The sequence below is a fragment of the Chitinophaga sp. XS-30 genome, assembly GCF_008086345.1.
In the GTDB taxonomy this organism is placed as follows: domain Bacteria; phylum Bacteroidota; class Bacteroidia; order Chitinophagales; family Chitinophagaceae; genus Chitinophaga.
In genome coordinates, this window is the sequence record NZ_CP043006.1 from 196,721 (window position 1) to 219,537 (window position 22,817).

General features: G+C 52.8%; 17 protein-coding genes and 1 pseudogene. 5 read left to right on the forward strand and 13 right to left on the reverse strand.

Going from position 1 to position 22,817, the window contains the following annotated elements; all coding sequences use genetic code 11:
* Nucleotides 1–67: 67 nt before the first annotated feature.
* From sucD to FW415_RS25675, 6 genes and pseudogenes are all read right to left on the reverse strand, one after another.
* Nucleotides 68–955 carry a succinate--CoA ligase subunit alpha gene (gene sucD / locus FW415_RS00830; protein WP_148382421.1) on the reverse strand — a complete coding sequence of 296 codons (888 nt, stop codon included), beginning with the start codon at nucleotides 953–955 and terminating at the stop codon, nucleotides 68–70.
* Between the two features lie 92 nt (nucleotides 956–1,047).
* Nucleotides 1,048–1,869, reverse strand: a complete 822-nt coding sequence (locus FW415_RS00835) for an ABC transporter ATP-binding protein (protein WP_148382422.1) — start codon at nucleotides 1,867–1,869, stop codon at nucleotides 1,048–1,050.
* Nucleotides 1,870–1,893: 24 nt separating this feature from the next.
* The gene (locus FW415_RS00840; protein ID WP_148382423.1) at nucleotides 1,894–2,637 is read right to left on the reverse strand and encodes an ABC transporter permease; all 744 of its coding nucleotides are present in this window, start codon (nucleotides 2,635–2,637) and stop codon (nucleotides 1,894–1,896) included.
* 52 nt (nucleotides 2,638–2,689) lie between these two features.
* Entirely contained in the window at nucleotides 2,690–3,721 is a 1,032-nt protein-coding gene (locus FW415_RS00845; RefSeq protein ID WP_148382424.1) for a hypothetical protein, read from the reverse strand.
* Between the two features lie 32 nt (nucleotides 3,722–3,753).
* Nucleotides 3,754–4,854, reverse strand: coding sequence for a phosphate acyltransferase (locus tag FW415_RS25670; protein ID WP_371417070.1), 1,101 nt, complete (start codon nucleotides 4,852–4,854; stop codon nucleotides 3,754–3,756).
* Nucleotides 4,837–6,063, reverse strand: a pseudogene (locus FW415_RS25675) (malic enzyme-like NAD(P)-binding protein); the annotation flags it as partial. The gene FW415_RS25670 and the pseudogene FW415_RS25675, both read right to left, overlap by 18 nt.
* 113 nt (nucleotides 6,064–6,176) lie before the next feature.
* Here FW415_RS25675 and FW415_RS00855 point away from each other — a divergent pair.
* Entirely contained in the window at nucleotides 6,177–6,626 is a 450-nt protein-coding gene (locus FW415_RS00855) for a DUF4293 domain-containing protein (protein ID WP_148382426.1), read from the forward strand.
* Between the two features lie 140 nt (nucleotides 6,627–6,766).
* Here the strand turns inward: FW415_RS00855 and uvrA are convergent, their stop codons facing one another.
* Complete coding sequence (gene uvrA, locus FW415_RS00860; RefSeq protein WP_148382427.1) at nucleotides 6,767–9,568, reverse strand: excinuclease ABC subunit UvrA; 2,802 nt, start codon at nucleotides 9,566–9,568, stop codon at nucleotides 6,767–6,769.
* 147 nt (nucleotides 9,569–9,715) lie between these two features.
* Between uvrA and FW415_RS00865 the strand changes: the two genes are divergently transcribed.
* Nucleotides 9,716–10,270: a YqgE/AlgH family protein gene (locus FW415_RS00865; RefSeq protein WP_148382428.1), complete on the forward strand. Its 555-nt coding sequence runs from the start codon at nucleotides 9,716–9,718 to the stop codon at nucleotides 10,268–10,270.
* A 67-nt stretch (nucleotides 10,271–10,337) separates the two neighbouring features.
* Here the strand turns inward: FW415_RS00865 and atpC are convergent, their stop codons facing one another.
* The 6 genes from atpC to FW415_RS00895 form a co-directional block, all read right to left on the reverse strand.
* Nucleotides 10,338–10,589 carry an ATP synthase F1 subunit epsilon gene (gene atpC / locus FW415_RS00870; RefSeq protein ID WP_148382429.1) on the reverse strand — a complete coding sequence of 84 codons (252 nt, stop codon included), beginning with the start codon at nucleotides 10,587–10,589 and terminating at the stop codon, nucleotides 10,338–10,340.
* A 28-nt stretch (nucleotides 10,590–10,617) separates the two neighbouring features.
* Nucleotides 10,618–12,120: a F0F1 ATP synthase subunit beta gene (gene atpD / locus FW415_RS00875; RefSeq protein WP_148382430.1), complete on the reverse strand. Its 1,503-nt coding sequence runs from the start codon at nucleotides 12,118–12,120 to the stop codon at nucleotides 10,618–10,620.
* Nucleotides 12,121–12,309: 189 nt separating this feature from the next.
* Nucleotides 12,310–12,915, reverse strand: coding sequence for a hypothetical protein (locus FW415_RS00880; RefSeq protein ID WP_148382431.1), 606 nt, complete (start codon nucleotides 12,913–12,915; stop codon nucleotides 12,310–12,312).
* A gap of 37 nt (nucleotides 12,916–12,952) precedes the next feature.
* Nucleotides 12,953–14,386 carry a TolC family protein gene (locus FW415_RS00885; protein WP_246858870.1) on the reverse strand — a complete coding sequence of 478 codons (1,434 nt, stop codon included), beginning with the start codon at nucleotides 14,384–14,386 and terminating at the stop codon, nucleotides 12,953–12,955.
* Between the two features lie 22 nt (nucleotides 14,387–14,408).
* The gene (locus tag FW415_RS00890; protein WP_148382433.1) at nucleotides 14,409–15,752 is read right to left on the reverse strand and encodes an ABC transporter permease; all 1,344 of its coding nucleotides are present in this window, start codon (nucleotides 15,750–15,752) and stop codon (nucleotides 14,409–14,411) included.
* Between the two features lie 18 nt (nucleotides 15,753–15,770).
* Nucleotides 15,771–17,021 carry an efflux RND transporter periplasmic adaptor subunit gene (locus FW415_RS00895; protein ID WP_148382434.1) on the reverse strand — a complete coding sequence of 417 codons (1,251 nt, stop codon included), beginning with the start codon at nucleotides 17,019–17,021 and terminating at the stop codon, nucleotides 15,771–15,773.
* Between the two features lie 238 nt (nucleotides 17,022–17,259).
* Between FW415_RS00895 and FW415_RS00900 the strand changes: the two genes are divergently transcribed.
* The 3 genes from FW415_RS00900 to FW415_RS00910 all read left to right on the forward strand — a co-directional run bounded on the left by FW415_RS00900 (nucleotide 17,260) and on the right by FW415_RS00910 (nucleotide 22,806).
* Complete coding sequence (locus FW415_RS00900; RefSeq protein ID WP_148382435.1) at nucleotides 17,260–18,423, forward strand: hypothetical protein; 1,164 nt, start codon at nucleotides 17,260–17,262, stop codon at nucleotides 18,421–18,423.
* A 77-nt stretch (nucleotides 18,424–18,500) separates the two neighbouring features.
* Complete coding sequence (locus tag FW415_RS00905; protein WP_168208610.1) at nucleotides 18,501–20,681, forward strand: M48 family metallopeptidase; 2,181 nt, start codon at nucleotides 18,501–18,503, stop codon at nucleotides 20,679–20,681.
* Nucleotides 20,682–20,787: 106 nt separating this feature from the next.
* Nucleotides 20,788–22,806 carry a DNA polymerase III subunit gamma/tau gene (locus FW415_RS00910; protein WP_148382437.1) on the forward strand — a complete coding sequence of 673 codons (2,019 nt, stop codon included), beginning with the start codon at nucleotides 20,788–20,790 and terminating at the stop codon, nucleotides 22,804–22,806.
* Nucleotides 22,807–22,817: the final 11 nt, after the last annotated feature.

The window sequence follows — 22,817 nt, forward strand, 5'->3', positions numbered from 1 at the left end:
AGCTATAAACCTCCGGGGGACTTCTGCAAATTCCAATTCAATATGTTCGCTATACAACGCCGGTGGCTCAGGCTGGTACAGCTTTACCGCTCAGTACTTCGGCCATTTTCTTGCCGATGTCAGCGGGACTGTCCACTACGTGAACACCGCAGGCGCGCATGATCTTCATTTTAGCGGCGGCGGTATCGTCCGCTCCGCCGATGATGGCACCGGCATGGCCCATACGGCGGCCCGGAGGCGCTGTCTGTCCGGCAATGAAGCCTACAACAGGCTTGCGGGGATTTGCCTTGATCCATTCGGCTGCTTCGGCTTCCATGCTGCCGCCGATCTCACCGATCATGATGATGGCATCCGTTTCGGGATCGTTCATCAGCAGTTCCACGGCATCTTTAGTGGGGGTGCCGATGATCGGGTCTCCACCAATACCGATGGCGGTAGACACACCCAGACCGGCTTTTACCACCTGGTCTGCCGCTTCATACGTCAGGGTACCGGATTTGGACACAATGCCCACACGGCCTTTCTTGAAGATGAAACCGGGCATGATGCCTACTTTGGCCTCTTCCGCAGTAATCACACCCGGACAGTTCGGGCCGATCAGGCGGGTGTTATGGGATTGCAGGTAACTTTTGGCTTTTACCATATCCTGCACGGGAATGCCTTCTGTGATACAAACGACCAGTGCGATGCCTGCATCGGCAGCTTCCATGATCGCATCAGCAGCAAATGCCGGGGGCACGAAAATGATGGAAACATCCGCTCCGGTGGCTTTTACCGCATCCGCCACGGTATTGAATACCGGACGGTCCAGATGGCTGCTGCCGCCTTTACCCGGGGTTACGCCACCTACCACGTTGGTGCCGTACTCAATCATTTGTGTGGCATGGAAAGTACCTTCAGTTCCGGTAAACCCCTGCACGATCACTTTACTATGCTTATTTACTAAAACACTCATCGCGACTGATTTATTTATGATATTATTGATTCTTCCTGTTTAGGCGGGACAAAAATAACGGATAATGGCTAAAAAGTAAAGGATCGGGGATATTAACTATTTCCCTTCTCCCCTCCTTCCTTTCCGCCGCCCCGCCATTTATTATCCTGGAAATACTCGCTCTGGCGCATTTCCTTGATATCCTGGAAGAATTCGGAGGCGAATATGAAGTCGTTCAGCTTCTTGTCTTTCGCGAAAATGATGTCTTTATTGCTGCCTTCCCACTGTTTGAGGCCCTGGTGCATATAAATGATATGATCGCCGCTTTCCATTACGGTATTCATATCGTGGGTATTGACCACGGTGGTAATGTTGTATTCTACGGTCAGTTCCTTGATCAGGCGGTCGATCACCAGGGAGGTTTGCGGGTCCAGACCGGAATTTGGCTCATCCACGAACAGGTATTTCGGGTTCAGCACAATAGCCCGGGCTATGCCCACCCGCTTTTTCATCCCGCCGCTGATCTCGGCGGGATACTTTTTATTGGCGTCTTTCAGGTTCACACGGTCCAGGCACTCCTGCATCCGTTTCCGCTTTTCCTTGTAACTGCCTCTGGCGAACATATCAAGCGGGAACATGATATTCTGTTCCACGGTCATGCTGTCGAACAGCGCGGAGCCCTGGAACAGCATGCCTATTTCCTGCCGGATGGGCTTTTTCTCCACATCGTCCATCGCCGTAAAATCTTCTCCATTGTACAGTATCTGTCCGCTGTCCGGTTTGATCAGGCCTACCATACATTTCATCAACACGGTCTTTCCACTGCCGCTGGCGCCGATGATCAGGTTGATCTTGCCGGCTTCCATAGTGGCGGATACATCCTGCAGGATCACCTTTTCCCCGAAGCTTTTGCGAATATTGATCAATTCTATCATAAATCAGTTCGTCTCGTTTGAATGTTAGAGCAGCATGGCCGCCAGGAGATAGTCCGTGAACAGGATCAGGATACAGCTGACCACTACCGATTTGGTACTGGCCCGGCCGATCTCCAGTGCGCCGCCGGACACATTGTAGCCGTAATAGGCCGGGATGCTGGAAATGATGAAGGAATAAGTATAGGATTTGCTCAGCATTACAAATACGTTATACCCGTCAAACGATCCTCTCAGCCCTTCCATATACTCCTCTGAGGAGATAATGCCGCTGAGCATGCCGGCCTGAAGGCCTCCCCAGATCCCCAGGAACGCGGCGATCACCACCAGGCAGGGGATCGTGAGCATGGATGCCAGTATCTTCGGCCCTATCAGGTAGGCTTTTGTATTGATGCCCATGATCTCCTGTGCATCGATCTGCTCCGAAATGCGCATATTGCCCAGTTCAGAGGCGATCTTGGAACCTACCACTCCGCCCAGCACGATGCATACCATGGTGGGCGCCAGCTCCAGGATGAGGGTATCCCTCACGATCTGGGCGATAGTGGATTTCGGAATGAAACCCGCTACCAGCTGATAAGCCGTTTGCACGGTAGTAACCGCACCCAGGAACAGGGAAATAATGAATACTATCCCTAATGACCCTACGCCGATATCATTGCACTGATGCATGAACTCCTTCCAGTACATCCGCATGTTTTCCGGACGGGAGAACATGCCGCGTATCATCAGTATAAACCTGCCGAAATGATAAAAAAGCTTGAATTCCATAACTGGTCAAAGATAATTGAAAATCGGTTTGATGGGCAAGATCGGCCGGTATTTAACGCAGGCTGTTCACCAGCAGGCGTTTCAGGCTGCGTTCGATGATCTCCCCCATCGTCTTGCACCGGGAAAAAACCGCATCATGATAATGTTGCGCCAGCTCTTCTCCGAGTTGACTGATCTTCTCGGGAAAGGATACACGGTCCGTCATGATCACATCGCGCAGGTCTTTGATGCGGTGCCGCTGCACTTTGATGCGCCGGGCTATGAGCGACCGTTCTTCCTGCTGGTATTGCTTGACCACTTCCGCGTTAAGATGCTGCATCGCCAGTTCCACGAATACCCGGTTCTCCTTGAAGAACTGCGGCATATAAAGGGTTTTCTTGCCTTCATAGAACTGCTGGTCAAAGTCGATAGCCCGGATGCGGAACTGCACATCATCAAAATCCGGTGTGATATCGAAGATAAAATTATAGGAACGCATATCCCCCAGCAGGCGCACAAAACAGCGCTCATTGAACTTCACGAACTCCTTGGCGATGCGTTTTTTGTTGAACTCCGGCCTGTCCAGGTAATCCTTTGCGAACTGGTCTCCCGGCACACCGGCGATATGCTCTTCCACCAGCGTATTCCCGTCTACCAGAAAGTTCATCCAGTACGGGGAAACGATATGTTCCAGCTCAAGGCCGTAGATGCGCGATGCATCGGCGATCTTGATATAGAAATAATCGTACACCTCATTGTAGTTATTGACGATCTTGATGCGGAAGGGATGAGAGTTCCCGAAAGTGCAGTAATCGATCCGCTCGATGTGCAGGTGCTCCTCCGCGCCCTGGTCCCCACCGGCTTTCAGCAGGGAATAGATGCGTTTCAGGCCGGCATGCAGCTGGGCGGTCATGCTCTGGGGATATAGCACCGATTCCCATAGTGTATCCTTGCCCGTTTTGTCATATACCGGGATGCCGGAATCGTAGTACTTCAGCTCTTCATAAGATACCGGCAAAGATACTTCCCGCTCATACAGCTTCAGGTATTTCCTGAATGCCGGGTTGAGCGGGAAGAATATTTTCTTGCGGGAGATGGATTGCATCCTGAAAATTACAAATTATCAATGACGCGGGATCATTTGCGTTTTTTCCCCTCGGTCCCGTCCGTCTCTTTACAGCATTTTGTTTGTGCATCCACTACGGCAATCAGCACTACGTTCACGATCTGCCTTACGGTGGAACCGAGCTGCAGGATATGCACCGGTTTTTTCATGCCGAGCAGGATGGGGCCGATGGAATCGAAGCCGGCCACTTCCTGCAGCAGGTTGTAGGCCACGTTCCCTGCCGCCAGGTTCGGGAAGATCATCGTATTCACATCCCCTTCTATCAGTTCGGAGAAAGGGTAGTTGTCTTTCAGGATTTCCTTGTTGAAGGCCATAGCCGCCTGTATCTCGCCATCCACTGTGAGTGTGGGATCTTTCTGCTTCACGATCCGGCGGGCCTGGCTGACCAGCTGCGCTTCCGGCGTCTGGCTGGAACCATAGTTGGAATAGGATACCATCGCGATCCTGGGGGTGATATTGAACTGCCGCACTTCCTTGGCTACCAGCAGGGTAATGTCCGCCAGCTCCTCGGCGGTGGGATTGAAATTGACGGTAGTGTCCGCCAGGAACAGCGGCCCGCGTTTTGTATTGATGATATACATCCCGGCTACACGTTTCGCGCCTTCTTCCATACCGATCACCTGCAGGGCGGGACGGATCGTATCGGGGTATTTGCGGGTGAGGCCGGAGATCAGCGCATCCGCTTCGCCGGTTTCCACCATCATGCAGCCAAAATAGTTGCGCTCCCGCATGATCTTCTTGGCTTCATAAAGATTAAAGCCTTTACGCTGGCGTTTTTTAAAGAACAGCTCCCCGAAGTGATGACGTTTGGCGGCCATCTCGTCACTTTTGGGATCAACGATCGCCACATTCTCTATCTCGATGCCGTTTTCCTCCATCAGTTGACGGATGCGCTTTTCATTGCCCAGCAGAATGGGAATGGCGATATCTTCATCATTCACCACCTGCGCGGCTTTCAGTATCTTGATATTGTCTGCTTCCGCAAATACAACGCGGCGGGGGTCTTTCCGGGCTTTGGAACCGATCACGCGGAACAGCTGGTTATCCAGCCCCAGACGGTTGTTCAGTTCCACACCGTAGGCTTCCCAGTCGGTGATATTTCCCTGTGCCACACCGCTTTCAATGGCCGCTTTCGCTACTGCGGGCGCAACCGTGCTTAACAGGCGGGGGTCAAGGGGTTTTGGAATGATATAATTGGCACCGAACACAAGGTTGCGTTCGTTATAGGCGAGGTTCACGATATCCGGAACGGGAGATTTTGCCAGCTCGGCCAGGGCCTGTACCGCCGCGAGCTTCATGGCTTCATTGATCTGCGTGGCCCTTACATCCAGCGCGCCGCGGAAGATATAGGGGAAACCCAGCACATTGTTCACCTGGTTGGGATAATCGGAGCGGCCGGTGGCCATGATCACATCGGGGCGGGCCTGCGTGGCCGTGTCCCAGGAGATCTCGGGGTCCGGATTGGCCATAGCGAACACCACCGGGTTCTTCGCCATGCTTTTGACCATCTCTCCGGTCACCACATTGCCTACGGACAATCCTACGAATACATCCGCCCCTTTCAGCGCTTCCGTCAGGGTGGTTGCTTTGGACGATGTGGCGAACTGTTTTTTCATCTCATCCAGGTCTGTCCGCTGTTTGTTCAGCACACCATCCTTGTCGAACATAATGAAGTTCTCCGGGTTGGCCCCGAGGGAAACATACAATCTCACGCAAGCCATCGCCGCAGCTCCGGCTCCGTTCACCACGAACTTCACTTTCCCGATCTTCTTCTTCACCAGCTCCAGCGCATTCAGCAATGCGGCACTGGAGATGATGGCGGTCCCATGCTGATCGTCGTGCATGATGGGTATCTTCAGCTCTTTCCGCAGCCGGTCTTCAATAGCGAAGCACTCCGGGCTCTTGATATCTTCCAGGTTAATGCCGCCGAATGTAGGTTCCATCGCTTTCACCACCCGTACAAACTCATCTACATCCTTTGTATTCAATTCAATATCAAATACATCGATGTCCGCAAATATCTTGAATAATACGCCTTTCCCTTCCATCACGGGCTTCCCGGCTTCCGGCCCGATGTCCCCCAGGCCAAGTACAGCTGTACCATTGCTGATCACGGCCACGAGGTTTCCTTTAGCAGTGTATTTATAGACGTTCTCCACGTCGCGGGCGATCTCCTTGCAAGGCTCCGCCACACCGGGCGAATAGGCAAGGGAGAGGTCCCACTGGGTTTTGGTATCTTTTGTGGGTATGACTTCTATCTTTCCGGGCCTGCCCATCGAATGGTAATCGAGCGCATCCTGTTTGTTGAGTTTTTTCGCCATAAAGATCGTATTGGGCGTGCAATATACGAAGTATCCGAGGAACGGGTCTGATAACGTTCGTGCAGGTTCGCAATAATTATCTACTTTTACGGGGTTAAACATTGACAAATACCATGATACAACGCATCCAGACCCTCTTTCTATTGGTCGCCGCGATAGCTGGCGGCGCCATGGGATATTTCAACCTGTGGAAAGCAAAGATCTCCAAAGGCACCGTTATCAGCGAAGAGTATTTTAATGCTACATCCAGCTACCTGATATTTACCGCTTTAATGGTCACCACGCTGCTGTCTCTCGTTTGCGTCTTTCTTTACAAGAACCGGAAACTGCAGTTCAGGCTCACGGTATTGAATATACTGCTGGCCATCGGCGTGCTGGTGCTCATCTATTTTAAAGTGCAGGACAATGCCAATTCCATTGTCAACAGCGGCGGCACCATTGTGCAGGCTTCGTTCCTGCTGCCGGCCTTCCTCCCGGTAGTTATGGTGGTTTGCCTGTTCCTGGCAGCGAGAGGTATTTATAAAGATGAAAAACTGATCAAGTCGCTGGACAGGTTGAGATAACCTGCAGGCAGCTATATATGAAAACAGGGGTGTATCCATTATGCGATACACCCCTGTTTTTATGAGCGCTGCGTTGGCGAAAATTACTTTTCCGGTTCCTGTGCTATGGCGCTGTATTTGCCATGCAGGCCGTCTGCCACTTACAAGAACTTCCCTGTATAACTTTCCTTCACTTTCTTCAGCCCTTCCGGCACACCGGTATATAACAGGTTGCCGCCGCCTTCACCGCCTTCCGGCCCCAGATCTATCGCCCAGTCGGCCGAGCGGATCACATCCAGGTTATGCTCGATCACCAGTACGGAATGCCCCTGATCGATCAGCGCATTGAATGAGCTGAGCAGTTTTTTGATATCATGGAAGTGCAGGCCCGTCGTTGGTTCATCGAAGATGAAAAGAATATGCCCCTGCGCCTTGCCTTTGCCCAGGAAAGACGCCAGTTTTACCCTTTGCGCTTCACCGCCGCTCAATGTGTCCGACGACTGGCCCAGCTTTACATAACCCAACCCCACATCGCTCAAGGGACGGATCCTTCCGATCACATCTTTTTCATCCCTGAAAAATTCTATCGCTTCATCCACACCCAGTTCCAGTATATCGTAAATGTTCTTGCCCTTATACATCACTTCCAGCACTTCATCCTTGAAGCGTTTGCCGCCGCAGCTTTCGCAGGTAAGATGTACATCTGCAAGGAACTGCATTTCCACGATCACTTCCCCTTCGCCCTTGCAGGCATCGCAGCGGCCGCCATCCACATTAAAAGAAAAATGTTTCGGCTGAAATCCGCGCATCTTGCTCAGCGGCTGTTTGGAAAAAAGATCGCGTATCTCGTCATACGCCTTGATATAGGTTACGGGGTTGGAACGGGAGGATTTGCCGATAGGGTTCTGATCGATCATCTCTATCTGCGTAACATAATCTACATCCCCTTTCATGATGCGATGCTGCCCCACACGGTCCGTAAATTCTCCCTTCAGTTTCATCAGGGCTGGGTATAATATCTGTTTAACGAGCGTGGTCTTCCCCGAACCGCTCACACCGCTGACTACGGTGAGGATGCCCAGCGGAAATTCCACATCGATGTTCTTGAGATTGTTCTGCCGGCAGCCTTCCAGCACAATAGAGCGTTTCCATTTGCGGAGATGTGCCGGCGGTTCTATGCGGAGATGCCCGCTGAGGTATTTGCCGGTAAGGCTCTGACCGTCTTTCAGTATTTCAGGATAAGTACCGGCGAAGATCACTTCCCCGCCCAGATGGCTGGCCAGCGGCCCCATGTCAATGATGTAGTCCGCCTTCTCCATGATCTGCTCGTCATGCTCCACGATCACCACGGTATTGCCAAGGTCCCGCAATTCATGCAGTACCTTGATCAGCCGGTGGGTATCCCGGGCATGCAGGCCGATGCTTGGCTCATCCAGGATGTAGAGGGAATTGGTGAGATTGCTGCCGAGTGTGCGCGTCAGCTGAATGCGCTGGCTTTCCCCGCCGCTGAGCGAATTGGCCAGCCGGTTCAGTGTCAGGTAACCCAATCCAACGTCCAGCAAGGTTTTTATCCGGTGGTTCACTTCAATCATGATGCGTTTGGATACCTGCTGCTGGTATTCGTTCAGTTCGAGCTTGTCGAACCATATTTTCAGTTTTTCTACCGGCATGTCCACCAACGCCGCAATGCTCTCCCCGCCTACTTTCACGTACAGGGCTTCCTGCCGCAGCCGGGCGCCCTTGCAGGCGGGGCAGGTGGTACGGCCACGGTAGCGGGCCTGCATGACGCGGTATTGCACCTTGTAGAGGTTCTGCTCCACCATTTTGAAGAACTCGTTCAGCCCGTAGAAATGCTCATTGCCGTTCCACAACAGCTGTATCTGTTCATCCGTCAATTCCGATACCGGCTTATGAATGGGGAAATTGAACTTCCGGGCAGCCTTGATCAGGGCCTCCTTGTATTCGCCCATCTTCTCCCCCCGCCAGGGCGCGATGGCGCCTTCATAAATGCTGAGGCGCTTGTCCGGCATCACCAGGTCCGGATCGATGCCCAGCACCTGTCCAAAGCCTTCACAGACGGGGCATGCCCCGTAGGGATTGTTGAAAGAGAAGAGATTGGGCACCGGTTCCTCGAACTGAATGCCATCCAGTTCAAAACGGTTGGAGAACCGCTGTTTGATATCGCCATCCACTTCCAGGTAACAATCACCCTCTCCTTCATAAAAGGCCGTCTGCACACTATCCGCGATCCGGTGTTTGTCATCTTCATCAAAATCCTTCGCCACTATACGGTCTATCAGTACGTAAGCAGATTTGGCGATCTTCAGGGTCTTCTGTTCCAGCAGCTCTTCTATACGCACCAGGCTGCCATCCGCATACAATCTCGAAAAGCCCTTCTGCATGAGGATATTCAGTTCCTCCGCAGGCTTGCGGTTCGCATGCTGCCGGAAAGGCACCAGTATCTGCACTTTGCTGCCTTGCTTTAACCGGGAAAGGTAATCCACCACATCGCTCACCTCATGTTTCTTCACTTCTTCCCCCGATACGGGAGAATAGGTTTTACCCGCGCGGGCATAGAGCAGGCGCAGGTAATCATACAATTCCGTCATGGAGCCAACGGTGGAACGGGGCGTGCGGGTAACGACCTTCTGTTCAATGGCAATAGCGGGACAAATGCCCTTGATATAATCAACATCCGGTTTGTTCATCCGCATGAGGAACTGGCGGGCATAGGCGCTGAGGCTTTCCGCGTAGCGGCGCTGGCCTTCGGCGTAAAGCGTGTCCATCGTAAGGCTGGATTTGCCGGAGCCGCTGACGCCGGTGACCACCACCATTTTGTTTCGGGGGATTGACACGGTAACATTCTTGAGATTATGCACCCTGGCGCCTTTAATAAAAATATGGTCCTGTGTGCTTTCCGGTTCGCGTTCAGCAATTGCTTCCTTGGTCTTTTTTGTGCGCATAGCGTTACAAATTTAGGGAATTCGCGGATGGGATATGCACCCGCAAAAATCTATTTTGCGACTTCAGCCCCTGCTATCCTCATTCAAAAAATAATGAACCATTTTACCCTTTCTTGGTTAAATTTGAAAAGCCCAAAGGAATAAGCAATGGACAAGCTCTCGCCAGGAATAATGCTGATAGCGGATCCTTTTCTGAAAGATCCGAATTTCGCCCGCACGGTCGTACTGCTTTGCGAACACCAGGAAGAACAGGGAAGTTTCGGTTTTATCATCAACCGGCCTTTTGAACAAAAGCTGGATGAGCTGATCCCGGATGTACTGGTGCCCAATATCCCCGTTTACCAGGGAGGGCCTGTGCAGATGGACACGGTACATTTTATCCACCAGGTGCCGGAGCTGATCACCGGGGGAGCGGAGATTATTCCGGGGCTCTACTGGGGCGGGGACTTTGCCGCCGCCATTCAGCTGGTGAACAGTAATCCTGAAGAAAGCGGGAAAATACGGTTCTTCATCGGTTATTCCGGCTGGAGCCAGGGGCAGCTGCAAGGGGAGCTGGACGAGAAAAGCTGGATATTGTCCGCCATCGACCCGGTATTGTTGTTTGCTGCGGACGGGCAGGAAATATGGAAGCAATCCCTGCGGAACCTGGGGCACAGCTTTGCCATGATGGCCAATTTCCCGATAGACCCTACCCTTAACTGACAGCAGCAAAAAGGCCAGGCTTTTACGCCCGGCCCTTCTCTATTTCAAAAATCGCCTTAATTCTTCTTTACATCGCTACGGCGCCTTCTACCAGAACGGTAGCCTTGTTGTTCAGCACCTCCACGAAACCACCGTCTATAGTGAAATGCTCTGCACTGGCCTTGTTTTTCAGCACCTTCATCCTGCCCTTTCCCAGCGCTGCGATCAGCGGGGCGTGCCGGTCCAGTATCTCGAAAGAACCATCCACACCCGGTAGCTGGATGCCGTAAACTTCGCCTGTGTAAAGCTTTCTTTCCGGTGTTAATATTTCCAATAACATGTTAATCGGTTTTGTGAGTGATCATCCCTTATTTAGCAGCGGCTGCCAGCAGCTTCTTGCCTTTCTCGATGGCGTCGTCGATGGAACCTACGAGGTTGAATGCTGCTTCAGGATATTCATCCACTTCACCATCCATGATCATATTGAAGCCACGGATCGTTTCTTCGATCGGCACCAGCACTCCTTTCAGGCCGGTGAACTGCTCTGCTACGTGGAAGGGCTGGCTGAGGAAACGTTCCACACGGCGGGCGCGTGATACGGTCAGCTTATCTTCATCGCTCAGCTCGTCCATACCCAGGATGGCGATGATGTCCTGCAGCTCCTTATAACGCTGAAGGATCATTTTCACACGCTGTGCACAATTGTAGTGCGCCTCGCCTACTACCGCAACGGTGAGGATACGGCTGGTAGAATCCAGGGGGTCTACCGCGGGGTAGATACCTTTATCGGAGATCTTGCGGGACAGTACAGTTGTGGCATCCAGGTGGGAGAAGGTTGTTGCCGGAGCGGGGTCGGTCAAGTCATCCGCCGGTACATATACCGCCTGTACGGAGGTAATGGAACCGTTCTTGGTGGATGTGATACGTTCCTGCATCAGGCCCATTTCAGTGGCCAGGGTGGGCTGGTAACCTACCGCGGAAGGCATACGGCCTAACAGGGCGGATACTTCGGAACCTGCCTGGGTGAAACGGAAGATGTTGTCTACGAAAAAGAGGATGTCGCGGCCACCACCTGCGGTACCATCGCCATCACGGAAATATTCTGCCATGGTCAGACCAGACAGGGCTACACGGGCACGGGCACCGGGAGGCTCGTTCATCTGTCCGAAGATGAAGGTGGCCTGTGATTCCTGCAGTTCTTTACGATCTACAGATGCCAGGTCCCAACCGCCATGTTCCATGGATTCCTTGAATTTATCACCATACCGCACAATATTCGCTTCGATCATTTCACGCATCAGGTCATTCCCTTCACGGGTACGCTCACCCACACCCGCAAATACGGAGAGGCCGGCGTGGCCTTTTGCGATGTTGTTGATCAGCTCCTGGATCAATACGGTCTTGCCTACACCCGCACCACCGAACAGGCCGATCTTGCCACCTTTTGCATAAGGCTCGATCAGGTCGATCACTTTAATACCGGTGAACAACACCTCGGTGTCGGTCGCCAGGTCTTCAAAACGGGGAGGCTGACGGTGAATGGGAGCGCCATTGGTCGTATCCAGCTGGCCCAGACCGTCGATCGCTTCACCTACCACATTGAACAAACGGCCTTTGATGGCATCACCAATCGGCATTTTAATAGGGAATCCCTTGTCCACAACAGCCATTCCGCGCACCAGGCCATCCGTGGAGTCCATGGCTACAGTACGAACGCTGTCCTCACCCAGGTGCTGCTGCACTTCCAGCACTACTTTCTGGCCATTGTCGCGCGTCAGTTCCAGGGCGTTATAAATTTCGGGCAATTTTCCTTCAAAATGCACGTCCACAACGGGACCGATGATTTGTTTGATCTTACCTGTGTTAGGCATATTTCTTAGAAGTTTATGGAATGCAAGTAATAAGTGCTGATGCAAAATTTCGCGCAAAGGTAACGATTGAAGCCTAAAACCCAAAATAATGCCGGGATGATTTGGGGTGATTTTCGTCAGGTTTAAAGGCTGGCTACAAATATATTAAGTTTCTTGAATAAGTTATATTATCTAATATGAGGTCATTATTTACCTCGCCGCGGGCACACAGGCAAAAGGGTCAGGGTCCCCCGGGGCTGCCTTTTTGTCTGCCGACCAGCAGAAATTCATCGGCTGGCTGGTGATGCTCACCAGCCGTATATTCACCTTGCTGCCTTTGCGGCTGTTCGATGCCGTTACCGACTGAACACCCTTGGCGGGGATGTTGTGCACCGTGTATTGCTCCGTTTTGAACACATCGCCGTTATTACGGAGATATTGAACGGATACTACGGCGTTATCCAGCGTGTATTCCGTTTGATTGCGCACCTGCACCTGCAGGTTTTTGATACCGCCCAGGAAGCCGGTCTTGTAATCCCCGTTATTCACAGAAATATATTGTTTCCAGTTACGCCGGAAATACTCCCTGCGGTCCACAAACTGCGCCTGTGTCATCTGCTGCATGTCTTTCCGGTCCGCGATCTGCTGCGCGGTACGGTGGCTGAGCGTGAGACTGTTCCGCAGGTCACGGTTCTCGCCGATGAGGCGTTCGTTCTCATGCAGGATGGTACGGGCGCGCTTTCTGTCGCGGTACGCGCTCAGACTGACCACTATCAATAAAAATCCCAGTATGGCGGGGAGAAGGAACCTTCGCATAGGTCATTCACAGAAAAAATGATGCCAATAGCTGTTATCATCCTTCCGTAAATTCGTACCGTATCTTTTCATTCCGCTCAAAATCGTACAGCGTAAGCCTCCGTACGGTATAATAGGCATTCCAGTAGGAGCGCAGGGCATTGATGTAATTCTGGCTGGCCTGGTCCTTCTCCTGCTGGGCAAGGTTGAGGTCTGTAATGGATATTTTGCCGATAAGATAACGCTGTTTGGTGATCTCGTAACGCAGTTGCGCGATGGTATCCGCTTTGGAAGCGCTGGCCAGCAGCCTCTGCTGGATATTGAATTGCTGTGTTTGCAGGTATATTTCCTGTTCAAAGCTGCGTTCGGCCTGCTGTATATCGATCTCTATCAGGTCCCGGTTCGCCTTTGCCTGGCGTACGCGGTTGCGGGCGCGGCCCCAGTCCATGATCGGGATGGCCACTCCAATGGAGAGATTCTGCTGCACATCCCCGCCCCCATAGGCGCCGCGCATTGTGGAGTCGTTATTGGACTGCCCAAGCTGTGCCCGCAGGTTGAACTCGTAGCCGTTGCTGCCCCTGGCGGAGGCTACATCCTGTTCCGCCTGCAAACGCCTGCGCCTGAATTCCAGCACAGCCTGGCGGTTGCTGCCGGCTTCAGCCACCGCTTTGTCCAGCGGCACGGTGAACAACGGCGTGGCGCTTGGCAGGTTAAGTTCTATTTCCGTATCCTTGGGCATGTTCAGGAAACGTTTCAGCTCCTGGTAAGCCACTTCCTTGGCCAGCGTGGCCTGTTCCAGGCTATTCCGGGCGTTGAGCAGGTTCAGTTCTATCTGCAAAAGTTCATTTTCCGCGATCTTGCCCAACTCAAACCGTCCTTTTGATATTTTGTACAGCGTATCCGTATTCTCCACATTCAGCAACAGTATCCTTTCCTGCGTCTGCGCGGAGAGGGCGCGGAAAAAGTAGTCCGATGCGTCCAGCGCCACCACTTCCAGGTCTTCGATATACTGTCGTTTGCTTTCTTCATACAGCAGCGGTGATATCAGGCGCTCCCAGCGGTAGGGATTATACATCACCGAAGGCTGGTAGTAGTTGATGGAAAAAGGGGTGGCCAGATAGGCTTTCCGCGTTTCGGGCGAAAACTGGTCGAACCGGGAAAGGTCTGTACGCACGGCAAATTGACCACCGGTCCAGGGTACGATTTGTCGTAACCCCAGACCCAGTGATGTATTAGAAGTAGAACGGCGGCGGTATTCGATCTTGCCATCCGGTTGCGGCACCCCCACGGTCTCCCCGAGAGGGCTGCTGGAATTGTTCAGGTCCAGTACCAGCTGCGGCAGCTGGCCGGAACGGAAATACCGGTAAGCATACAGGTTGTTGAGGGCTCTGCTTTGCGCACGGTAATAGGAAGGCGAGCTTTTCTGCGCCAGGCCCACCACATCGTCCAGCACCAGCACTTGCTGGGCCAGGCAGGTTGATGCAGCCAGCATACAGGAAAACAGGAATTTTAATCTAAGCATGGCGTAAACATTCTATCGGGTTCTGGTCAGCAGCCTTTCGCGCAGGAGAGATACCGAATATCAGTCCCACGGAAGAGGCCAGTACAAAGGATAAAAAAATGGAAACAGCGGAAACGATGGTCTTGATATCGGCCACCTTGTCTACAATATAAGCGCCCAGCACACCGAGAATGATGCCGATAATGCCGCCGCAAAGGCTGATCAGCACTGCTTCAAAGAGGAACTGCATCACAATATCGTTCTTCTGCGCACCCAAAGCCATGCGGATGCCGATCTCTTTGGTCCGCTCCAGCACGGAGGCCAGCATAATATTCATGATACCGATGCCGCCTACCAGCAGCGATATGCCTGCGATGGCGCTGAGCACAATATTGAACACATCCTTCGTTTTTTGCTGCTGTTGCAGCAATTGCTCGGGGATGCTCACTTCAAAATCCATCACATCGCTGTGCCTGCGCTTCAGCATACGGCTGATGATGCCGGCGGTTTCCGTCAGTTGCTCCGGCTGCCGCACTTTCACGATCAACTGGTCCAGCTGATGCGGGGAAGCCGACTGCGGGGTATTGCTCTCCTGGAACCATGCCAGCCGCTCGATGCGGATAGCTGGATTCTTGTACCGCACGAGGGCGGTCTGTATCGGTACGTAGATATCCATGTTATAATCGCGGATGCCCAGGTTTTCCTTTGTAGCGCTGCTGATCATCTTCTCATCTGTCACCCCGATCACTTTGAGCCATTGCTGGCCGCATTTGATAACCTTGCCCAGCGGATCTTCCGAAATAAAGAACTTCCGCTTCACGCCCGCACCGATGATGCAAACGCCTTCTCCTCCGGTGAGCTGGGTACTGTTGAACATTTTGCCGGAGGACAGGCCGATGTTGTTCAGTTCAAAGAATGCCGGCTCAATGCCCACCATTTTGAGTTTCCGGCTTTTGCCGCTGTAAATAACGTCCTGGTCCAGGATCATTTCCGGGCTGACGGCTTCCACGGTCGGGATCATTTTCAGGATACTATAAGCATCCTGCAGGCTGAGGCCTTTGGAGAACTTTTTCTTTTCTTCCATACGCGCCGCTTTGTTTTCCTGATCTCCGCTCTCCTCTTCATTTTTCTGTTCTTCCGTAACCGGCCTGATCACAATATTGTTGACGCCCACCAGTTTCATCTGGTTCATGATCTCTTCCTTTGCGCCGCGCCCGATGGCGAGCATGGCGATCACTGCGCCCACGCCGAAAATGATGCCCAGCGCGGTAAGGAACGAGCGCAGCCTGTTGGCCACAAGCGAATCCAGTGCAATGTTGAGATTGTTCATATTACGGGCTCCCCATAATTTTCGCATGCTGGCTGTTTTAAGGGATTATTTTACGGGGATGATCTTATCGTCTTTTGCTGATGCCGGTTCTGCGAGATACACCACATCTCCTTCCTGGAGACCTTTGGTCACGATCACTTCCTCATCGTTGCTTTTGCCCAGCTTCACTTCCTGTTTGCTGACGCCGGTGCCTTTGCGCAGGTACACATAACTGGTATTCTTCTCGGAAAAAACAGATTCGAGGGGAATGATGAGCTGGTCTCCCACCTGGTTGATGAGGATATTGTTGGAGGTGGTCATACCGGGCTTGAGGATGGAATCCACCTTTTCCAGTTTGATGAGCACTTCAAATACTTTAGCATTGGAGCCGGGCCTGTTCTCCCCGATATTGGCCACGGAGGAAACGGCGCCTTTCAGCTTCACTTCGGGAAAGGCATCCAGGCCCATATCCACTTTCTGCCCTTTTTTGATCTTGCTGATGTCCACTTCATTGATATAGGTTTTGGACAACATGCTGGAAAGGTCCGGCAGCATGGCCAGCCTGGGGTCCCAGGTGCGGATGGTGGAGCCGGCTTTCTTTTTGCCGCCGGAATTATAGTCGGTAATATATACCAGCAGGCCGTTCTTCGGGGCGGTGATCCTGAACTGGCTGCGCAGTTCTTCCAGGCTCTGCATCTGTTGCTGGCGGCGCTGCAGCTCGCGGTAAGCCTGCTCCATCTTGGTGGCTGCCTGTTGCTGCTTGATCTTGTAGTTCTCCAGCAGCTGCGCCAGGTCCCGGTTCGCTTTCTCCACGTCCAGCTCCGCCTGCCTTACGGTAGCGGGCGGCTCATACTTGCTGAGTTGCAGGGCCAGGGACTTCTGCTCCATCTGGAAGCGGAGATTGGTAATATTATCCCTTACCTCCCGCATTTGCAGCGCGGTATCCAGCGCTGTCTGCGAAAGGGTGGAATTGGCCCTGTCCAGCTCCATCTGCACATCCCCGATCTTTTTGTTCACCACGGCAGGGTCCAGCGAAGCGATATAATCGCCCTGTTTCACGGAGATGCCCTCCGGAGCCATATCCTGTATCTTGATCTCTTCGTAAATCTGGTTGGATTGAAGGCCGGTTGGCGCATTGATATACTCCGTATTCTCGGCCATCAGTTCACCGGGGCTGACAACAATGTCGCGAAAGTTTCCTTTCTTTACCAGTACGGTGGTACTGCTGTCAACGGGTTTATTGGCAAAAACATAATACAGCACGCCTGTGCCGATGATGCATAACGCGGCAACAAGCCACCATTTTTTCTTTAACATAGGTTAAATGTGTGTGTATAAACAAGGGTGAAATAGTTATATTTTTGCTGAATGTCCTATGAATTAACTACCGGGATGCACACTTCCGCATTTTCCATAAAAATATACGGGGATACTTAAACAAAATGTTAATTGTTACAGATGCAGGGAATTCATACATGAACGACAGATCATTTGATTTTCAATCGGGTTATAAACGGATGAATATTAACTTTTATTTTTGCAGCAAATTATCAGGATGGAATTAATTATTGTCAATAATGAACAGACGGCCCGTCAGTTCCTGGATGTGCATGTGCAGCTCAATAAACATCATGAGGGATGGATACGGCCACTGGATAAGGATATCAACGATGTGTTCGATCCTGAAAAGAACAAGGCATTCCGTTTCGGTGAAGTGGTGCGGTGGATCATGAAAGACGACAAGGGCCGCCTGGCCGGCCGTATCGCGGCATTCGTGAACAAAAAATACAAGACCAAAGGCGATGAACAGCCTACCGGCGGCATCGGCTTCTTCGACTGCATACATGATCAGCAGGCTGCCAACCTTTTGTTCGATACCGCGAAAGCCTGGCTGGCAGAGAAGGGCATGGGAGCGATGGACGGGCCGGTGAATTTCGGGGAGCGGGACCGCTGGTGGGGCTTGCAGGTGAAGGGATTCGTCAATCCGCCTTATGGCATGAACTATAATCCGCCCTATTACCAGGAGCTGTTCGAGACTTACGGTTTTCAACCGTTCTTCCAACAATACTGTTTTGCGCTGAAAGTAAAAGACCAGGTGCAGGAGAAGTTCTATGCCCGTCATGCCGCGCTGGAAGCCGATCCGAATTATAAGGCCATTCATATCGACAAGAAACAGCTCCGGAAGTTCGCCACCGATTTTTCTATCGTATATAACAAAGCCTGGGCTACACACGGTGCCGGGAAAGAGATGTCTGCGGAACAGGCTTATCTGCTCTTCAAAAAAATGAAGCCGGTCATGGATGAAAGGATCATCTGGTTCACCTACTATAAAGATGAGCCGATCGCCTGCTGGCTGAACCTGCCGGACCTGAACCAGTATTTCAAGCATATGAAGGGGAAGCTGGGTCCGCTGCAGAAGCTGCAGTTCCTCTGGCTTAAAATGATGGGCTCCTGCCGCAAGTTCACCGGCATTGCATTCGGTGTGGTCCCTGAGTTCCAGGCCAAGGGCGTGGATGCATTCATGATCATGGAAGGCGCAAAGATCATTCAGCGGAAAATGATATATGACGACTATGAAATGCAGTGGATCGGGGATTTCAATCCCAAAATGATCAACATCGCGGAAAGCCTCGGCACCTACCGCAGCCGGCAGCTCACCACCTACCGTTATTTGTTCGACCGCACGAAGCCCTTCAAAAGACATCCGCTGTTGTCCTGATACATAGCATGTACGGGGGATGCCGTTTACAGGCGGATAGTGTATATTGGGCGCTCCAATTCAGAATGAACCTACCTATGAGCAAATTCGTACACTACCCTCCTAACCCGGTGAAGGTAGACCCTGCGCTTATACAGCCCGCATCCAGCTATAAAAAGCAGGTGCGGAAAGTGATTGCAGGCCTGACCCTCTTCTTCGTGGTGTACGTGATATTGCTGGTGACCGCCGTGGGCCTTGCAGGCGCATGCATATGGGCAGGCTTTGCCGTGATCAGGTTTTCCATGGATGTACTGCCCTCTGTTCTCCTGTACATCACCGGTGCAATGATCATTACCTATGGCGCTGTAGCCTTGTTCTTTCTTGTCAAACACATCTTCACACCGGCAGCGGATCATCCCCCCTACCGTGTACAGCTATACGAAAAAGACCATCCCCGTTTATTTGCATTCATCCGCCAGCTCACCATCGATACGCAGACCAATATGCCGGATAAAGTATTTGCCATTCCGGAGGTCAATGCCGCAGTATCATACGATTCCAGCTTCTGGAGCATGTTCTGGCCGGTACGCAAGCATCTCATGATAGGACTGGGGCTGGTGAACACGGTCAATCTCAGTGAATTCAAAATGGTACTGGCCCATGAGTTCGGGCATTTTTCGCAAAGCAGCATGAAGCTGGGCAGCTATGTGTACACGGTGAACCGCGCCATTTACAAGATACTGTACCAGCGGCAGAACTGGGGGAGCCGCATGGTCAGGAAATGGGCGAGTATCTCCGGAGTGATCAATATCCTCAACATCATTCCGCAGGTGACCATATGGATGATGAAAGGCGTACAGGTCAGCCTGCGTTTGCTCTACCGGATGGTGAACCGTCAATATATGGAGCTGTCCCGCGAAATGGAATTTCATGCCGATGCCGTTGCCATTGCAGTAGCCGGCAGCCAGCCGGCCATCTCCGCCATGCGCAGGTTCAATCTGAGCACACATTGCTTCAGGCATTGCTGCGAGCATCTGGCGGCGCTGGCAGCAAAGGACAGCTGCCTGAAAAACGTTTATGCGGCGCAAACGGCGCTGATGCAGTATATCGCCGGGCTGAACAGGCTGGAACTGGTAAACGGTATTCCCGAAATCTCTGATGCTTACCTGCAGACCCAGACGAGCAGCCGCATTCAGTATAAGGACCAATGGGCCTCCCATCCTTCGGATGAAGAACGCGAAGCCCGGTACAGGGCCGCAGCGGTGGAAGCAGTGGTGGACAACACCCCTGCCTGGGTATTGTTCGGGGACGCAGAAGCCTTCCAGGAGCAGTTTACCCGGGCATTGTATCACCAATCCTTCCCGGAAAGGAACACGATACGGCATTACGAACCGGCAGCGGCCTTCATCGATACCATTGCCCAGCAGCATAACCGTTATCTTTTCCCCGGGATATTCGCGGATTACTACAAGAACAGGCCCTTTGCGGACATGACGGGCGTAGTGTTCCAGGAGCAGGCGGCGGGCAACCCGGCCATCACGGAACTGTATCACCCCACCGTCACCCGGAAGATCCGCCGTCTTGAACAGAACCGGTATGATCTGAATATCCTGCTGGCGATCGGCAACGGGCTGATCGAGACCAGCCATTTTGAGTTCGATCATAAAAAACATAACCGGCAGGATGCCCATGTGCTGGCACAACAGCTGGAAGCGGAGATAAAAGTGCAAACGGCATGGCTGCAGCAGGCGGACATCGGGCGCTACCGTTTTCACCTGCAACTGGCAACGCAGCAAAGCAGCACCTCCTTTCATCAGCTCAGGCAGATGTACCACCACGTTATCCTGCAGCAGGAGCTGGCTGCTGAAATGGAAGCCCAGGCCACCCGGATCATCAACGAGGTGCAAGCCATCTACAGCAGGCCACAGGTGACCATGACGGACCTGCTGGCCGGCCTCAAAGCCCTCAAAAAAGAAGAGAACCTGTTCAAGCCCCTCCTGCAGAAAATGCTGCAGCACGCCGAGGTCCCCGAGGCCATAGACGCCACCTTCACCGCCGATGCCCGCCTGTTCCTCGAATCCAACTGCACCTACCTGCGGGACGATGCCGTGCGCGAAGAGGAGATACTCGCCCTTTACCAGCTCACCCACCGCGCCGTCAGCAATCAGCTGGATGTGACGGAACTGGGCAAAAAGGCCTACCTGGAATATGCCGCCGGCCTCATGAGCCGGTACCTGCAGGATACGGAAATACCCGGAGCGCGCGCTCCCGGGCACTGATCCGCCGGACCGCCCTTTCCGCCGCCACAGCGGATCCGAGACTTTTTACTTTTTAGTTCTCCCTTTTTGCGTTACTTTCGGCACCTGGAAAGGAGCGAATCCCATCATGGAAAATTTTATAGTATCCGCCCGGAAATACCGTCCGCAGAACTTCTCCACGGTAGTAGGGCAAGCCCATATAACAACAACATTAAAGAATGCCATCCGCAACAATCAGCTGGCACATGCCTTCCTGTTCTGCGGTCCCCGCGGCGTCGGTAAAACCACCTGCGCCCGCATCCTGGCAAAGACCATCAACTGCGAGAACCTGCAGGCAGACGGAGAAGCCTGCAACTCCTGCAACTCCTGCCGGACCTTCAATGAAGGCAGCTCTTTCAATATTCATGAGCTGGATGCCGCTTCCAACAACTCGGTTGACGATATCCGCACCCTGGTAGACCAGGTGCGCTTCGCTCCGCAGGCAGGCAAATACAAGATCTATATCATCGATGAGGTGCACATGCTCAGCTCCTCGGCATTCAATGCTTTTCTGAAAACGCTGGAGGAACCGCCCTCCTACGCCATTTTCATTCTGGCTACCACGGAAAAGCACAAGATATTGCCCACCATCCTCAGCCGGTGCCAGATATTTGATTTCAAGCGCATAACCATACAGGATACGGTAGATCACCTTCAGGAGATCGTTACCAAGGAAAATATGACCGCCGAAGGCGACGCCCTTCACCTGATCGCTCAGAAGACGGACGGCTGTATGCGCGATTCGCTCAGTACGCTGGACAAGATCGTGAGCTTCACCGGCGGCAAACTGACCTACCAGAATACGCTGGAACACCTCAATATCCTGGACTACGACTATTATTTCCGGGTGATGGAAGCCGTAGCGACCCAGGATGTGGCCGGCGCCCTCCTTATTTTCGACGAGATCCTGCAAAAGGGCTTTGAAGGCGATAATTTCCTGGGCGGATGGGCGGAGTTCCTGCGTAACCTGCTGGTTTGCAAAGATGATAAAGTGCTGCACCTGATGGAAGTAAGCGCCAACCTGAAAGACCGCTACCGCCAGATGAGCGGCCGCGTCAGCGCTGCTTACCTGGTGACGGCCCTTCACCTGCTGAACGAGACCGAGATCGGCTACCGTATGGCACGCAATAAACGCCTCCATGTGGAAATGGCCCTCATCCGCCTTTGCTATCTGCAACAGGCCGTCACGCTCGTCAGCAACGACCAGTCCGGCGAAGTGGTAAAAAAAAACCTGATCCCTGAAGGTACCCCGCAGCGCCTCCGGGCGCCGCTGCCGCAACCGATATACGGTAAACCCGCCACCACCAAAACTATCACTCCGGAAGCCCCGCGGCTGACGATAGAATCAGGCGCCATGCCACCGGGAAATGCAGTTGCGCAGGATAACGCCGGCCTGCCAGGGCAACAGCGGCACGGTGCAGGCACCGGGCAAACTGCAGGAACTGGCTCATCCGGTCAACAGCAACATGCCGCAACACCCGCCAACGCGGAAGCCAGGCAAACTGCCGGAACAAACCCATCCGGTCAACAGCAATATACGCCCGTCTCCGGAACAGGCAGCACCGCTCCGCAGCAAACTGCCGGAACAACATCAGCCGGCAACACCCAACCGGCAACGCCACGTCCCGCAACAACAACACCCGCCACTAAACTTACCGGCCTCGCTGCCATGAAAGAGGCACTGGCAGCCAAACAACAGACCGAAACCGTCCAGAGCAACGCCATTCCCATGACCGCAGGGGCTTTGGCCGTATATTGGGACGAATTCATCGATAAATTCCGCCAGGCCAATAAAATGACCGTGGTGAGCAATCTCCAGCTGGCACAGACCGTATTGCTGGGCCCTGAAGAGATCGGCATCATCAGCCGGAACATCGTCCAGTTCCGCTTCATGGAAGAAGAGAAACTGGAGATATCCGAGTTCTTCAAAAAGAAATTCCGGAACAATGCCCTCGTGCTGACCCTGCAACTGGACGAGAATCAGCAACAGGTAACAGACACCGGTCCAGCCCCGCTGACCAGCCGGGAACAGTTTGCCCGTATGATGGAAAAATACCCGCTGGTGAAAGAGTTGAAAGACAGACTGAATATGGAACTGGACTTTTAGGCCCGCGCCGC

Coding starts and splice junctions, on each gene's coding strand:
- FW415_RS00865 (WP_148382428.1), top strand. CDS start 9,716: ATGGACAAGCTCTCGCCAGGAATAATGCTGATAGCGGATCCTTTTCTG.
- FW415_RS00895 (WP_148382434.1), bottom strand. CDS start 17,021: ATGTTAAAGAAAAAATGGTGGCTTGTTGCCGCGTTATGCATCATCGGC.
- FW415_RS00885 (WP_246858870.1), bottom strand. CDS start 14,386: ATGCTGGCTGCATCAACCTGCCTGGCCCAGCAAGTGCTGGTGCTGGAC.
- atpC (WP_148382429.1), bottom strand. CDS start 10,589: ATGTTATTGGAAATATTAACACCGGAAAGAAAGCTTTACACAGGCGAA.
- FW415_RS00855 (WP_148382426.1), top strand. CDS start 6,177: ATGATACAACGCATCCAGACCCTCTTTCTATTGGTCGCCGCGATAGCT.
- atpD (WP_148382430.1), bottom strand. CDS start 12,120: ATGCCTAACACAGGTAAGATCAAACAAATCATCGGTCCCGTTGTGGAC.
- FW415_RS00840 (WP_148382423.1), bottom strand. CDS start 2,637: ATGGAATTCAAGCTTTTTTATCATTTCGGCAGGTTTATACTGATGATA.
- FW415_RS00880 (WP_148382431.1), bottom strand. CDS start 12,915: ATGCGAAGGTTCCTTCTCCCCGCCATACTGGGATTTTTATTGATAGTG.
- FW415_RS00845 (WP_148382424.1), bottom strand. CDS start 3,721: ATGCAATCCATCTCCCGCAAGAAAATATTCTTCCCGCTCAACCCGGCA.
- uvrA (WP_148382427.1), bottom strand. CDS start 9,568: ATGCGCACAAAAAAGACCAAGGAAGCAATTGCTGAACGCGAACCGGAA.
- FW415_RS00835 (WP_148382422.1), bottom strand. CDS start 1,869: ATGATAGAATTGATCAATATTCGCAAAAGCTTCGGGGAAAAGGTGATC.
- sucD (WP_148382421.1), bottom strand. CDS start 955: ATGAGTGTTTTAGTAAATAAGCATAGTAAAGTGATCGTGCAGGGGTTT.
- FW415_RS00910 (WP_148382437.1), top strand. CDS start 20,788: ATGGAAAATTTTATAGTATCCGCCCGGAAATACCGTCCGCAGAACTTC.
- FW415_RS00905 (WP_168208610.1), top strand. CDS start 18,501: ATGAGCAAATTCGTACACTACCCTCCTAACCCGGTGAAGGTAGACCCT.
- FW415_RS00900 (WP_148382435.1), top strand. CDS start 17,260: ATGGAATTAATTATTGTCAATAATGAACAGACGGCCCGTCAGTTCCTG.
- FW415_RS00890 (WP_148382433.1), bottom strand. CDS start 15,752: ATGCGAAAATTATGGGGAGCCCGTAATATGAACAATCTCAACATTGCA.